Raw genomic sequence first — 13,780 nt, forward strand, 5'->3', positions numbered from 1 at the left:
GGTCAGTCGTCCGCCGGGTCAGTCGTCGTGGTGCGCGGCCAGGAAGGTCTTCTCCTCCGGCGTGAGCCGGCGTGGGCGGTTGAGCGCGAAGTCGAACGGCACCAGCACCGTGCTGCCGGTGACGGCGAGCTGCCCGTGGTCGCGGAGCTCGTAGTGGCAGGTGAAGGAGGCCGCCCGCACACCGGAGACCCAGATCTGCACCTGCAGCGGCTCGGCGTCGTAGACCACCGGGCGCTTGTAGGCGATCTCGTGGCTGGCGACGACGATGCCGCGGCGGAGCCCGGTCTCCTCGTCGTGCGTCGGCTGGTCGAAGAACAGGTCGACCCGCGCCATCTCGAAGTAGTCGAGGAAGGCCACGTTGTTGATGTGCTGGTAGACGTCCATGTCCGACCAGCGCATCGGGACGGCGACGGTGTGCCTCACGGTGGTCACCCTGCCTCATCGCCTGTCGACGTCGTGCACGGACCCGGTTCCCGCCGGGGCCGGCCCGGCCTACGGTTCGGGCATGGACCCCTGGGGCGACGGCGAGCCCGGCGTGCTGGTGCTGCCCTCGGGGCGCCGGGTGCGTGGGCGTGGGCTGCGGCAGGAGCTGGCGCCCGGCCCGGCCCCGGGGTTCGGCGTGTACCTGCTCGGCCGGCCGCCCTGCCCGGTGCCGTGGGAGACCCGCTGGGTCCGCTGGCCCGACTTCCGGTTGCCCGCCGTCCCGGGTGACCTGCACGAGGCGTTGGTCGAGGTCTGGGAGCGAGCGGCGACGGAGCGGGTGGAGGTGGCCTGCACCGGCGGCACCGGGCGCACCGGGACGGCGCTGGCCTGCCTGGCCGTGCTGGACGGGCTGCCGGCGGCCCGGGCGGTCGCCTACGTGCGCAGCCACTACCGGCGGCACGCGGTGGAGACCCGCGGCCAGGCCCGGTTCATCGCCCGGTTCGGGATCAGCTGACCGGCTGCGCCGGCGCGTCGTCCCCGGGACCGGGGGCGGTCCGCCGGGCGACGCGGCCCTGGCCGGGACCGGACAGTTCCGCTGCAGCCTGCCCGCGGCCGGCCAGCGTCATCAGCAGCGCCTCCGCCGGGCCGTGGACCTCGGGTCCGCGACCGAACGCCCAGTCGACGTCGGTGGCCACCAGCCGGACCCCGCGGACGCGCCACGCGCCCAGCAGCGTGGGCGCGAACAGGGCGGTGCGCAGCGCCGGCACCAGCCGTCCGGGCGGGATGGTCCGGGGCAGGCCGAGCGGCCGCCGGATGTCCTGGTGGTGGATCAGCCCGTCGGTGAGGGCGATGGCCCCGTGCATCCCGGCGGTCAGCCCCGCGGGGGTGAGGTGACGGCCCAGCAGCTCGACCAGCTCGGCAGGGGACCGTGCGGAGTACTCGCGCAGGCCGAGCGCGTTCACCCGGTCGAAGGCCAGCCGGCCCCGGGCGAACCGGGCGGCCAGCTGACGCGCGGACAGCTCCTCGTAGCTGATCACGTGCGCGACGACGTCCTGCACGGTCCAGCCCGCGCAGAGGGACGGGGCGCGCCACTGCTCCGGCGTCAGGCCGACGAGGAGGGCGAGCAGGTCCTCGCGTTCGGCTCGGGCCAGCGGCATGAGGTCCATCCGAACTCCTCCGCGCAGGTGACGGCCGCCGCGGGCGGCACGGTGCCGCGACCCTAGGGGAGACCTGCCCGGTCCGGTGCCCGCGACGCCCGCCTACCACGACGGCCGGCCGGAGCGAGAGCTCCGACCGGCCACGCAACGTGCTGGAGCGGCCCCGCTGCAGGGTCCCGCGCCGAGGTACGAGGCGTGGGGGGCAGCGGGGTCCTTCTTCAGTCGCGGGTGAGCTTGCGGTAGGTGGCCCGGTGCGGACGCGCCGCGTCGGGGCCCAGCCGCTCGACCTTGTTCTTCTCGTAGTCGTCGAAGTTGCCCTCGAACCAGAACCACTTCGAGTCGCCCTCGTAGGCCAGGATGTGCGTCGCCACCCGGTCGAGGAACCAGCGGTCGTGGCTCACGACCACGGCACAGCCGGGGAACTCCAGGAGCGCACCCTCCAGGCTGGTGAGCGTCTCGGTGTCCAGGTCGTTGGTGGGCTCGTCGAGCAGCAGCAGGTTGCCGCCCTGCTTGAGGGTGAGCGCCAGGTTCAGCCGGTTCCGCTCACCACCGGAGAGCACCCCGGCCTTCTTCTGCTGGTCGGGGCCCTTGAACCCGAAGGCGGAGACGTAGGCCCGGGAGGGCATCTCGACGTTGCCGACCTTGATGTGGTCCAGGCCGTCGGAGACGACCTCCCACAGGCTCTTGTTCGAGTCGATGCCGCTGCGGCTCTGCTCGACGTAGGCGACCTTGACCGTCTCGCCGACCTTGATCTCGCCGTCGTCGGGCTTGTCCTCGCCGACCAGCATCTTGAACAGCGTGGTCTTGCCGACGCCGTTGGGCCCCACCACGCCGACGATGCCGTTGCGCGGCAGCGTGAAGGAGAGGTCGTCGATCAGCACCCGGTCGCCGAAGCCCTTGGTGAGGTCCTTGGTCTCGATGACCACGTTGCCCAGCCGCGGGCCCGGCGGGATCTGGATCTCCTCGAAGTCCAGCTTGCGGAACTTGTCCGCCTCGGTGGCCATCTCCTCGTAGCGGGCCAGCCGCGCCTTGCTCTTCGCCTGGCGGGCCTTGGCGCCCGAGCGGACCCACTCCAGCTCGTCCTTCAGCCGCTTGGCGCGCTTGGCGTCCTTGGCCCCCTCGACCTTGAGCCGGGTGGCCTTGGTCTCCAGGTAGGTGGAGTAGTTGCCCTCGTAGGGGTAGGCCCGGCCGCGGTCGAGCTCGAGGATCCACTGGGCCACGTTGTCCAGGAAGTACCGGTCGTGGGTGACGGCGACGACGGTGCCGGCGTACTTCTCCAGGTGCTGCTCCAGCCAGGCCACGCTCTCGGCGTCCAGGTGGTTGGTGGGCTCGTCGAGCAGCAGCAGGTCGGGCGCCTCCAGCAGCAGCTTGCACAGCGCCACCCGGCGGCGCTCCCCACCGGACAGGACCGTCACGTCGGCGTCGCCGGGCGGGCAGCGCAGCGCGTCCATCGCCTGCTCGATGCGGTTGTCGAGCTCCCAGCCGTCGGCGTTCTCGATGACCTCCATGAGCTCGCCCTGCTCGGCCATCAGCGCGTCGAAGTCGGCGTCGGGCTCCCCCATCGCCGCGCTGACCTCCTCGAAGCGCGTCAGCGCCTGGCGGAGGTCGGCCACCGCCTCCTCGACGTTGCCGCGCACGTCGAGCTCCTCGTTGAGCGGGGGCTCCTGCTGGAGGATGCCGACGGTCGCCCCGGGGGCGAGCACCGTGTCGCCGTTGGAGGCGGTCTCCATGCCGGCCATGATCTTCAGGACCGTCGACTTGCCGGCGCCGTTGGGGCCGACGACACCGATCTTCGCGCCGGGCAGGAACGCCAGGGTCACGTCGTCGAGGATCACCTTGTCGCCGTGCGCCTTGCGCGCACGGACCATGGAGTAGATGTACTGGGCCACTGGGCTGTCGAGCCTTCCGTCAGGTCGCGAATGGGGGCGGGGCGGGGCGGCCGCGCTCGGCGGGCACCGGCCCCGCCCCCTGCGTTCTCAGCTCCGATCCTCCCAGTCGGGGAGGCTCACGTCAGCGCCGGGACCGCCGGCTCCTGGGACGTGACCTCGGAGTCTGCCCCGTGCAACGTCTCCTCCCCCTCGATGTAGTCCGTGGGCCGGTGCGCGTACGGGTCGCCGTCCGGGGCCACCTCCCCGGCCACCTCCCCGGCCGGCTCCGCCGGGGAGGCATGGGCGGGCGACCGGTCGACGCGGGCCGGCCGGGTGAAGTCCGACCACCCGCGGGCCAGGTTCAGCCCGACGGCCGTGGCCTTGATCCGGTTCGAGCTGCGGCGCCCCGCCTCGCTCTCCCAGGACTCGGTCAGCAGGTTGCCGACGACGAGGACCGGGTCGCCCTTGGTGACGCTGCGGGCGACGTTGCCGCCGAGGTCTCCCCAGCAGGCGACATCGATCCACAGCGTGGCGCCGTCGATGAAGCCCTTGGTCTCCTCGTCCCAGCGACGGGAGGTGGAGGCCATGCGGAAGTTGGTCACCGAGCCGTTGCTGGTCCGGTTCTGGCGCGGGACGTCGACGACGTTGCCGACGACGTGCAGCGGGGTGTCGTTCACGGTGCTCCTCGGGCGAGGTGGGGCGCCGGGGGCCGGCGCGGCCGGCGGTTCGCCGGCGTGGACCCACCGTCGCGGGGACGCCGCGGCCGGGACAGGGCTCCGGTCCGGATGTGGACGCGCACCCCGGCTGTGGACGGCCGCCGGCGGGCCGGGCCGCCGGCGGCTACCGCGACGCAGGGTTGCAGCACGGCATCGTTCCCACCCCGTCCCCGGCCGCCGATGTCATGATCGGGCGCGAGCGCCCGTAGCTCAGCGGATAGAGCAGGTGCCTTCTAAGCACTTGGTCGCAGGTTCGATCCCTGCCGGGCGCGCCCTGGTCCCGCACCGCACCGCACCGCGGCGGCCCGGGCCCACGGATCGTGGGTCCGGGCGCTCGTCGTCCCCGGACGCGGAGCCGTCCACGCCGGGCCGGGCGTCCCGGTGCTCGTCGTGGCCGCCACCGCCGTGCGCGAAGGCGGCCAACAGCAGCTCTGCTGCGTGCGGCAGTCGCTCCGACCACGAGCCGCAGCGCGTCGGCTCAGGTGCGCTCGGTGGCGAGCCGGGCGCCGAACCCGAGCAACGCGGCACCGGTGGCGGCATCCAGGGCGCGCCGGACCGGGCGCCGGGAGAGGAGCCGCCGCGCTCGGTGCATCCCGGCCACGAGCAGGAGCAGGTACAGCAGGGAGAGGACCGCGTGGCTGAGGGCGAAGGCCAGCAGCGCGCCCAGCGGTGCGGTGCGGCCGAGGAACTGCGGCAGCACCGCGAGGTAGAACACCAGCACCTTGGGGTTGGTGATGTTGCAGATGAACCCCTGGCGCCAGCCGGCCAGAGCCTGGCCCGATCCGGTGTCCCGCGGCGCGTCGGGGGTCGTGTAGCGCCCCGCGATCGCCGAACGGATGGCCTGCACCCCGAGGAGGACCAGGTACCCGATGCCCACCCACCTGATCGCCTGGAAGACCGGCTGGGAGCGCGTGATCACCGCACCCAGACCGGCAGCCGCCGCGATCCCCTGAACGGCATTCGAGCTGGACACGCCCACAGCGCTCCAGGCCCCTCGGCGGCGGCCGGCCGCCAAGGCGTTCCTGGTCACCACCGCGAAGTCCGGACCCGGCACGAGGACCAGCACCACCGCGAGGGTCAGGAACGACCCGTAGGCGGTCCACGTCACGATCGCGACGATAGGCGGACACGGCCGCCGGTCACCTGGGCCCCGGGGACCAGGTGACCGGCGGCCGTGGTCGGGACCGACCCGTCCTACCGGGCCGACGCTCTGCCGGCGACGCGACGACCCGGGGTCCGGCGGTCGGTCCGCGTCAGGGAAGGGTCCGGAAGGTGCCGGACGCGACCACTGTGCGATCCGTACCGGTCTCCAGCTGGTAGTGGTACGACCTGTTCGGCGCGAGGCTGCTGGTGATGGCCAGCGGGACGACGTCGCCGCTGGTCGTGCGGTAGGTGTAGAAGCCGGTCTGCGAGCCGAAGGGCGACGCGGAGACCCGCAGGGTGGTCCGGGTCGTGTTCGGTGGGACGTACGCGGACACGGTCACGCCGACGCGGGTCGGGGTGACGGTGTGCTCCCACGGCTGCGGGCTGGCCACGGGCTCGAACCCGGCGATCGGGGTGGCGTGCCGGTTGAGGACACCCTCGATGATGGTGCCGAACTGACCGTTGCGGGCGTGGCCGACCCCGGCCGGGTGCTCGTGCGAGGTCCGGAAACCGCGGTCGGCGTACCAGGCCTCGCCGACCTTGGCCCCGTAGGGACCGTTCAGGGAGTTCAGGCCGCCGGGCGCGGACCCGTTGGTGTCGGTGTCCAGCTCGCCGGTGTCCCAGTGCATGTGCACGTTGGCCTTGAGCGACGCTGGGAACGTGTCTGCGGTGACCGCGGGTGCGCCACCCCCGCCGATCACGATGGTCCCGCCGCCGGTCATGAGCTCCGAGTGCCGGGGGAACAGGAACCGGGTCGTCAGCTGCGCGCCGGTGCTGTACCCGCCCAGCCACACACGGTCCCGGTCGATGTCGTACTGGGCGTAGACGGACTCGATCAGCGCGGCGAGGTGGTCGGCGTAGCCGGCCGGGTCGCCCCGCTCCCAGCACTGGCAGCTGCGATTGGGGCTCGACGGCGTCAGCAGGATCATGTTGTGCCGCTTCGCGACGGCGACGACCCCGTTGACCCCACCGAGTGAGTAGGTGGCCGACGGGTTCTCGAACCCGTACTCGCCGGTGCCGTCGGCGTAGACGAGCAGCCCGACCGGCTGGGAGGGGTCGATCCCGGCCGCGTACAGGTTGGTGCTGGGCGGTGTACCCGGCGCCGGTGAAGGTCATCAGCCGCGGAACGGACGGGTCGTCCACGCCCCCGTCGGCGAGATGTCCGAATCACTCGACGCTCTTGGAGCCCTCGTGCGCCCGTTCCGCACCGCGCTGGCAGCGCTGACCGTGCTGCTCGCCACCGCCACGCCCGCTGTTGCCGCCCCGACCGGCGGTTCAGGTGGCCAGCTCACCGACCGCACGTTCCAGTCACAGGCCGGTCACAGCCTGCAGGGTGAATTCGGGGCACGCCCGGCGATGCCGGGAGAGGCTTCTCACCGTTCAGCCGCCGGCTGCCTGCGGGTCGGCACAGCAGGGAGGGCTCCGCCGATCGGCGCCGCGATCGCTAGCCTGCCCCGCCATGGGCCTCTTCGGGACGTTCACCTACAGCGACGGCACCTGGACCAGCCCGGACGCCCGCCGCGAGCCCTGGCTGGCCGTCGACGTCCACGACAGCGACATCGCCACCGTCGACTACCGACCGGCCGGGGACGCCGGCGGGCGCTGCTACCTCGGCTTCCAGCCCCGCGTCTACTTCGAGGACCCGACGGCGAGCGCGCCGGTCGACAACGACGCGGAGGCGCACGGGCTCGCCCGCTGGGCCCGGCTGGCCACCGGGCGGGAGGTGGACCCCCAGGACGTGGCCGCACTGCTGGCGCCGGACGACGAGGACGACGACCCGGAGGACCTGTTCGTCGAGCAGACCGTGCGGCGCCTGCTCGAGCTCACCGGTGTCCCGGTCCCCGAGGAGCTGACCGGCGAGGTGCCACCCCGCGACGAGTGATCCGGCGTACGGCCGGTGACCGACCACCTCCGACCCGCTCGGTTGTGCACCAGTAAAGTGGCGGGACCTCGCGGGGTCGCCGAGTGCTCCTCCGGCGTCCTCCCGGGGCCGCGCCGTCGCGGGTTGACGTCACAGCCCTGCGCCGGCCCAGGACCTCTCGGAGATCGTCGTGTCCGGCGCACCGCCGCCCCTCCCGCCCGTGGGCGACACCCCCCTCACCTCCCTGGCACACCAGGTGATCGACGCACTCGGCCGGGGCACCTGGGGCCCCGACGCCCTCGACGTGCTCGTGCGCGCGGCCGTCGCGCAGCTGCCCGGGTGCACCGATGCCAGCCTGACCTCGGTCGCCCCGGGCCGGTCACCGGACACGGTGGCCGCCTCCAGCGAGCGCGCCGTGCGGGCCGACGGCTGGCAGTACGAGCTGGCCCAGGGCCCGTGCCTGGACGCCGCCGCCGGCAGCCCGCTGGTCCGCGCCTCGCTGGTCGACGGTGGGACGCCGTGGCCGGAGTGGGCGTCCCGGGTCGCCTCCGAGACCGGCTACACCGGCGTGCTCAGCGTCCGGCTGGGCAGCCAGGCGCGGCCGCTGGGCTCGCTCAACCTCTACGGCGCCGACGCCCCCGCGCTGGTCGCGCTGCCGGCGGAGGACGCCGAGTCCTTCGCCGCGCTGACCTCGGTCGTCCTCGCGTCGGCCCGGCGGGCCGGCAACCTGGAGGAGGCGGTGGAACGCCGGACGGTCATCGGCCAGGCCCAGGGGATCCTGATGGAGCGGTACAAGATGACCGCCGCGGATGCGTTCGCCCTGCTGCGTGGGCTGTCCCAGCAGTCCAACACCAAGCTGTTCGACCTGGCTCAGGAACTCGCCGAGACCGGCCAGCTCCCGCCGGGGTCCGGGGTCACCCCGACCCGGCCGGCTGCGGGCCCACCGACCCTGTCGTAGCCTCGCTGGCGCGGGGCCGTTTCAGCCGAGAGCCGGTTCCGGACGAACAAGGGACTGATGCGTGACCCTGTCCGCGCCCGACCTGACGGCACGCCCGTCGGGCGGTCTGGTGCACGACGTGGCTTTCGCGACCTCCCCGGCCGGCCTGGCCGCGATCGCCCTCCCCTTCGTGCGGGACGGGCTGGCTGCCGGCGACCCGGTCGTCGTGGTCACCAGCACACCGGTCGCCGACGTCGTGCGGTCGACCCTCGGGGCCCCTCCGGGGCTGACCTTCGTCGACCAGCAGCACGTCTACGGCCGGCGCACCCCCGCGACGCTGACCGCCTTCCGGCGGCTGGTGGCCCAGGTGCCACCGCCGCCGGGGCGGCACCTGCGGGTGGTCGCCGAGCTCCCCGGCGAGATGCATGCGCGCGACTGGCTGGAGTGGCAGCGCTACGAGGCGGTGCTGGAGCACGCCCTGGCCGGCTGGCCGGTGTGGTTCCTCTGCCTGCAGGACACCGGGCGGCTGCCCGCGCAGGTGGTGCGCTGGGCGCACTGCACGCACGGGCACGTCCTCGACGACCGTGGGCGCCACCCCAACCCGGGCGTCCAGCCGCCCGAGCGCCTGCTGCGGCAACTGCCCGTGCCCGATGAGCCGCTGCAGGCCACGCCCCCGCTGCTGGCCGCCGACGGGGTGACCCGCCCGGGCGCCGTCCGGCACGCTCTCGTCCCGCTGCTGTCCGCAGTGGACCGCTCCCCCGACGCCACCGACGACCTGTTGCTGGCCATCGACGAGCTGGTCACCAACGCGCTCGTACACGGCAACCCCCCGGTCGACGTGCGGGTCTGGGCCGACGGCGGCACCGTCGTGTGCACCGTCGTCGACGGCGGCCGCGGCCCCGGTGACCCGTTCGCCGGCTACGGACCGGCGCACGGGGAGGACCTCTCCCGCGGTGGCATGGGGCTGTGGCTGGCCCGCCAGCTCTGCGACCACGTCGACATCTGGACCGACGAGCGCGGCGTCACGGTGCGGGTGACCACGGAGCTGCCGGCACGCTGAGCGGGCCTGCAGCCCCGGCTCAGCGCGCCGCGGGCGGGACCCAGCCGATCGCCGGGGCGACGTGCCGGGTGATCGTCTCCAGCAGCCGGGCGTTGTAGTCCACGCCCAGCATGTTCGGGACGGTCAGCAGCAGGGTGTCGGCATCCCGGACGGCGGCGTCCTTGACCAGCTCCTCGGCCAGCTGGTCCGGCTCGCCGGCATAGCTCTTGCCGAACCGGGCACGCACGCCCTCCAGCAGCCCGACCTGGTCGGTGCTGGTGCGCTCGCCGCCGAAGTACTGCCGGTCCTCGTCGGTGGTGATCGGCATGACCGAGCGGCTCACCGACACCCGCGGCTGGTGCGCCCAGCCGGCGTCGGCCCAGGCCGCGCGGAACAGCGCGATCTGCTCGGCCTGCAGCTCGTCGAAGGGCACCCCGGTGTCCTCGCTGAGCAGCGTGGAGCTCATCAGGTTCATCCCCTGCTGCGCCGTCCACACCGCCGTCTGCCGGGTGCCCGAGCCCCACCAGATCCGCTCCCGCAGCCCCGGGGACTGCGGCTGGACCGCCAGCCGCGCGTTGCCCCCGACCATCCGCGGGTCGGCGTCGACCACGGCCGCCCCGCTGATCGCGGCCAGGAACAGCGCGGTCTTCTCCCGGGCCAGCTCGGCGTCGTCGCTGCCCTCGGCCGGCACGTACCCGAAGGCCTCCGACCCGCGCAGCGCCGTCTCCGGTGACCCGCGGCTGATCCCCAGCTGCAGCCGGCCGGCCGACAGCAGGTCCGCGGCGGCGGCCTCCTCGGCCATGTACAGCGGGTTCTCGTAGCGCATGTCGATGACGCCGGTGCCGATCTCGATCCGCCGGGTCCGTGCGGCGATCGCCGACAGCAGCGGGAACGGCGAGGCCAGCTGCCGGGCGAAGTGGTGCACCCGCACGTAGGCGCCGTCGACGCCGAGCTCCTCGGCGGCCTGCGCCAGCTCGACGGTCTGCAGCAGGGCGTCGGCCCCGGTGCGCACCCGCGAGCCGGGGATGGGCTGCCAGTGCCCGAAGTTCAGGAAGCCGATCCGCTTGTCCACACGTCCACCTCTCGTCGTCTCCTGGCGCTCAGCGCCCCGGCGGCGGTCGCTGTTCCCGCCCGGGACGATCCGGCGCCCCGACGGGGTTGAGCCGGTGGACGGACCCACCGAGACCAGAGGAGACAGCCATGCGCGCCACCGTCGACGGAACCGTTCTCGCCGAGGCCCCCGAGGAGGAGCTGGTCCGCATCGAGGGCAACTGGTACTTCCCGCCCGCGGCGGTCGTGCCCGGCACCCTCACCGAGAGCCCGACGGCCTACACCTGCCCGTGGAAGGGCGCCGCGCAGTACTGGGACGTCGTCACCCCCGCCGGGGTGCGCCGGGACGGCGCCTGGAGCTACCCGGACCTCAAGCCCTCGGCGGTCGAGCGCGTCGGCCGGGACTTCGCCGGCTACGTCGCCTTCTCCCCCGGGGTCAGCGTCGATTCCTGAACGGGACCGTCCGAGTGGTTGCGCGCCGCTGCTACCGTCGAAGCGGGTCGAAGCTCCGGCCCTCGCGACGCGCCCGGTGGGCGCGCCTCCGCCGGAGCCGGCCTCCGGTGGGTGACCCCCGGAAGGGGATCCTCACGAACACCGATCCGCTCTCCGACGACCCGACGCTGATCGTCTCGCTCGACTGGGCCACCGGCTGCATCCACCTCCGGGGCGACCTGGACCGCGAGTCGGCACACCACCTGCGGGACGCCTTCGCCGCACTGCTGGTCACCGACCACGTCCGGTGGACGATCGACGCCTCCGAGCTGACCTTCTGCGACGCCGGTGGCCTGCGCGCGCTGGCCGCGGCCGCCCGGACGGCCACCGCGGCCGGCCGGGAGCTGCGGCTGGCGGCCGCCGACCGGTGCCTCACCCGGCTGCTCACCCTGACCGGGCTGACCGGGCTGTTCACCGACGCCGCGGTGCCGGCAGCCGTCCGCTCGCCGGCCCCGCCCGCGCGGCGTCCGACCGGGGGCGGCAGCCCCACCACCCCCGTCAGGCACATGGTCCTCCGGTGACCCGACTTGTCACCAAGAGTGACGGCACGAACACGGCCACGCGGTCGAGGTTCCGTGGATCGGGCCCGGCGATGAGCGAGGCTGTCCCCCGTGACCTCCTCCGCACCCGAGTCGTCGAGCGCCTCCGGGCCCGGCACGGGGCAGCGGCTGCGCGCGGCCGACGTCCTGCTGGCCGACCGGGGACAGCTCTTCCGCGCCCTCTTCCTCGCCGCACCCATCGGGAAGGCCGTGGTCGACCCGAGCGGGCGGTTGCTGCTGGTCAACCCGGCGCTGTGCGAGCTGACCGGCCGCACCTCGGGTGAGCTGACCGGCCGGCACCTGGACCTGCTGGCCCACCCGGACGACGTCCCGCTGGAGGACCGCGCCACCGACCACGTGCCGGGCACCCCGCTGCTGGACCCCCAGCTGGCCGTCGTCGGCGAGCGCCGGCTCCGGCGTGCCGACGGCGAGAGCGTCTGGGTGCACCAGTCCCAGGAGCTGGTGCACCACGCCAACGGCGACCTCCAGTTCGTGCTGCTGTCAATGGTCGACGTCACCGACCGTCGCCGGGCCGAGGAGGACCTGGTCCGCCGCGCCTTCACCGACCCGCTGACCGGGCTGCCCAACCGGCGCGCGCTCACCGACCGGCTGGGCCGGGCGCTGGCGTTCTCCCGCCGGCGCGGCACCTCGGTCGGGCTGCTGCACCTGGACCTGGACCGGTTCACCGCGGTGAACGACTCCCTCGGCCACGAGGGCGGCGACCAGCTGCTCTGCCAGGTCGCCGACCGGCTGCGCTGGAGCACCCGGGTCGAGGACACCGCCGTCCGCTTCGGCGCCGACGAGTTCCTCGTGCTGGCCGAGGAGGTCGAGGACGTCGACGGGCTGCGGACCATCGCCGACCGGCTGCTTTCGGTGCTCGACGAGCCCTTCCACGTCGGCGACCGGGAGATCACCCTCTCGGCCAGCGTGGGGGTCACCCTCGGCACCGACCTGGCCCCGGAGGCGCTGCTCCGCCAGGCGCACAGCGCGCTCGCCCGGGCCAAGGCCAACGGCGGACGCGGCCGGGTCGAGGTGCACGACGAGGCGCTCGGGGAGGGCTACGTCGACCAGCTCCAGCTGGAGACCGATCTGCGGCACGCGCTGGAGGCCGGTGAGCTGCGGCTGTTCTACCAACCGATCGTCGCCCTGTCCGACGAGCACCTGCTGGGCTACGAGGCGCTGATCCGCTGGCAGCACCCCACCCGCGGACTGCTCCCGCCGGGGGCCTTCCTGTCCGCGGCCGAGGACAACCGGCTCACCTCGCGGCTGGGCGCCTGGGTGCTGCACCAGGCCTGCTGGGACGCCGCCGGTTGGGACCCCGACCTGCGGGTGCACGTCAACATCTCCGCCCGGCACCTGGCCGAGCCCGGTTTCAGCGAGCTGGTCGCCGACGCGCTGGCCCAGTCCGGCCTGGCCGCGGCGCGGCTGGAGCTGGAGATCACCGAGTCCACGGCCCTGTTCGCCGCCGACGCCACGCTGCACGCGGTCGACCAGGTCACCGAGAGCGGCGTGACGCTGGCGCTCGACGACTTCGGCACGGGCTACTCGGCGATCACCGCGCTGCACCGGCTGCCGATCCACACGGTGAAGATCGACCGCTCCTTCGTCGCCGACGTGGTCACCCAGCCGGCCACCGCCGCCCTGGTGCAGGGGCTGCTGCAGCTGGGCCAGGGCATGGGCCTGCAGGTCATCGCCGAGGGCATCGAGGACGGCGACCAGGCCCGCTGGCTGCGCGAGCACGGCTGCGCGATGGCGCAGGGCTACGCCTTCGGGCGGCCGGCGCCGCTGCCGCCCCGCGAGCTGGGCGACCTGGCGGTGCCGCTGGACCTGATCGGCCTGGACGACCCCGCCGTGCTCCCGGACGGCGATGCCGACGGCGACGACGACCGGGACGGCGACGACCAGGACGGCCAGCACGGCCCGCCGACCCCGGCGACCGGCGAGATCGAGGCAGCCGTGGCCGACGGCGGGACGGGCGACGGCGTCGAGGGCGGCCCGGACGTAGAGGTGCACGCACCGGAGGCCGACGTCTACCCCGCCGTCCCGCAGCTGGACTCCTTCGCGGTGCTCGCCACCGACCCGCGCGACTTCGCCGAGCCCGAGGACCTGCCGGAGACCCCCGAGCCGCCGGCGGCCCGCGCGCCGCGCGCCGCGGAGCCGACGTCCGGGCCGATCGCCCAGCCCATCCCGCTGTTCGGGCGCGGGGACACCGGGACGGCGGAGCCGGCAGCCGCCGCACCAGCGGCGGACGGGTCCGACCAGTCCTTCGACCCGCACTCCTTCGCCCCGTCCAGCGCGCTGGCCGAGCTCAGCGCGCTGCTGGCCGCCAGCGGCCGGCCGGATGCGCTGCGGCTCCCCGAGCCCCGCGACTCCGCCGACAACGGTCAGTTCGCCGGCCACGGGCCGCGGTCCGAGCCGTTCCCCCGCCCGTCCGGTGGCCCGGCCACCGGTCCGGTCGGCCGGGAGCACCCCGAGCCCGGCGACCGCTGACCGTCCCGTGCAGTGCCCACCCGGGCACCGCACGGGCGTCCGGCCCGAGGCGCCTGCCCGATCCG

14 protein-coding genes and 1 tRNA gene are annotated in these 13,780 nt (G+C 74.2%); 8 read left to right on the plus strand and 7 right to left on the minus strand.

What is annotated here, in order from left to right; genetic code table 11:
• Window positions 1-18: 18 nt before the first annotated feature.
• The gene (locus ACI79U_RS05375) at window positions 19-432 is read right to left on the minus strand and encodes an acyl-CoA thioesterase (RefSeq protein ID WP_457068966.1); all 414 of its coding nucleotides are present in this window, start codon (window positions 430-432) and stop codon (window positions 19-21) included.
• Window positions 433-505: 73 nt separating this feature from the next.
• On the opposite strand from ACI79U_RS05375, the gene ACI79U_RS05380 reads away from it, so the two are divergent.
• On the plus strand, window positions 506-937 hold the full coding sequence (locus ACI79U_RS05380; RefSeq protein WP_457068964.1) for a protein-tyrosine phosphatase family protein: 432 nt from the start codon (window positions 506-508) through the stop codon (window positions 935-937).
• Here the strand turns inward: ACI79U_RS05380 and ACI79U_RS05385 are convergent.
• From ACI79U_RS05385 to ACI79U_RS05395, 3 genes are all read right to left on the minus strand, one after another.
• Window positions 930-1,589 (minus strand): maleylpyruvate isomerase family mycothiol-dependent enzyme, encoded by a 660-nt coding sequence (locus tag ACI79U_RS05385; RefSeq protein ID WP_457068962.1) that lies wholly within the window; start codon window positions 1,587-1,589, stop codon window positions 930-932. The two genes, ACI79U_RS05380 and ACI79U_RS05385, sit on opposite strands and share 8 nt — an antisense overlap.
• Window positions 1,590-1,798: 209 nt before the next feature.
• The gene (ettA, locus tag ACI79U_RS05390) at window positions 1,799-3,469 is read right to left on the minus strand and encodes an energy-dependent translational throttle protein EttA (protein WP_457068960.1); all 1,671 of its coding nucleotides are present in this window, start codon (window positions 3,467-3,469) and stop codon (window positions 1,799-1,801) included.
• A gap of 116 nt (window positions 3,470-3,585) precedes the next feature.
• Window positions 3,586-4,125: a single-stranded DNA-binding protein gene (locus tag ACI79U_RS05395; protein WP_457068958.1), complete on the minus strand. Its 540-nt coding sequence runs from the start codon at window positions 4,123-4,125 to the stop codon at window positions 3,586-3,588.
• A 238-nt stretch (window positions 4,126-4,363) separates the two neighbouring features.
• On the opposite strand from ACI79U_RS05395, the gene ACI79U_RS05400 reads away from it, so the two are divergent.
• Window positions 4,364-4,436: transfer RNA gene (locus ACI79U_RS05400), tRNA-Arg, on the plus strand.
• Window positions 4,437-4,642: 206 nt separating this feature from the next.
• On the opposite strand, the gene ACI79U_RS05405 is transcribed toward ACI79U_RS05400, so the two are convergent.
• Together ACI79U_RS05405 and ACI79U_RS05410 are read right to left on the minus strand one after the other, a co-directional pair.
• The gene (locus tag ACI79U_RS05405) at window positions 4,643-5,272 is read right to left on the minus strand and encodes a LysE family translocator (RefSeq protein WP_457068956.1); all 630 of its coding nucleotides are present in this window, start codon (window positions 5,270-5,272) and stop codon (window positions 4,643-4,645) included.
• Between the two features lie 145 nt (window positions 5,273-5,417).
• Window positions 5,418-6,236: a hypothetical protein gene (locus tag ACI79U_RS05410; protein ID WP_457068954.1), complete on the minus strand. Its 819-nt coding sequence runs from the start codon at window positions 6,234-6,236 to the stop codon at window positions 5,418-5,420.
• 530 nt (window positions 6,237-6,766) lie between these two features.
• Here ACI79U_RS05410 and ACI79U_RS05415 point away from each other — a divergent pair.
• The 3 genes from ACI79U_RS05415 to ACI79U_RS05425 all read left to right on the plus strand — a co-directional run bounded on the left by ACI79U_RS05415 (window position 6,767) and on the right by ACI79U_RS05425 (window position 9,165).
• A complete protein-coding gene (locus ACI79U_RS05415) occupies window positions 6,767-7,189 on the plus strand; it encodes a hypothetical protein (protein ID WP_457068952.1) in 423 nt (140 codons plus the stop codon).
• 199 nt (window positions 7,190-7,388) lie between these two features.
• Window positions 7,389-8,126 (plus strand): ANTAR domain-containing protein, encoded by a 738-nt coding sequence (locus tag ACI79U_RS05420; RefSeq protein ID WP_457068950.1) that lies wholly within the window; start codon window positions 7,389-7,391, stop codon window positions 8,124-8,126.
• Window positions 8,127-8,187: 61 nt separating this feature from the next.
• Window positions 8,188-9,165, plus strand: a complete 978-nt coding sequence (locus ACI79U_RS05425; protein ID WP_457068948.1) for an anti-sigma factor RsbA family regulatory protein — start codon at window positions 8,188-8,190, stop codon at window positions 9,163-9,165.
• 19 nt (window positions 9,166-9,184) lie between these two features.
• On the opposite strand, the gene ACI79U_RS05430 is transcribed toward ACI79U_RS05425, so the two are convergent.
• Window positions 9,185-10,216 (minus strand): LLM class flavin-dependent oxidoreductase, encoded by a 1,032-nt coding sequence (locus ACI79U_RS05430; RefSeq protein WP_457068946.1) that lies wholly within the window; start codon window positions 10,214-10,216, stop codon window positions 9,185-9,187.
• A gap of 128 nt (window positions 10,217-10,344) precedes the next feature.
• Between ACI79U_RS05430 and ACI79U_RS05435 the strand changes: the two genes are divergently transcribed.
• The 3 genes from ACI79U_RS05435 to ACI79U_RS05445 all read left to right on the plus strand — a co-directional run bounded on the left by ACI79U_RS05435 (window position 10,345) and on the right by ACI79U_RS05445 (window position 13,715).
• Window positions 10,345-10,647 carry a DUF427 domain-containing protein gene (locus ACI79U_RS05435; RefSeq protein WP_457068944.1) on the plus strand — a complete coding sequence of 101 codons (303 nt, stop codon included), beginning with the start codon at window positions 10,345-10,347 and terminating at the stop codon, window positions 10,645-10,647.
• 107 nt (window positions 10,648-10,754) lie between these two features.
• Window positions 10,755-11,207: an STAS domain-containing protein gene (locus ACI79U_RS05440; RefSeq protein WP_457068942.1), complete on the plus strand. Its 453-nt coding sequence runs from the start codon at window positions 10,755-10,757 to the stop codon at window positions 11,205-11,207.
• A gap of 90 nt (window positions 11,208-11,297) precedes the next feature.
• The gene (locus tag ACI79U_RS05445) at window positions 11,298-13,715 is read left to right on the plus strand and encodes a putative bifunctional diguanylate cyclase/phosphodiesterase (RefSeq protein WP_457068940.1); all 2,418 of its coding nucleotides are present in this window, start codon (window positions 11,298-11,300) and stop codon (window positions 13,713-13,715) included.
• Window positions 13,716-13,780 lie beyond the last annotated feature (65 nt).

The sequence above is a fragment of the Modestobacter sp. SYSU DS0904 genome, from assembly GCF_054051115.1.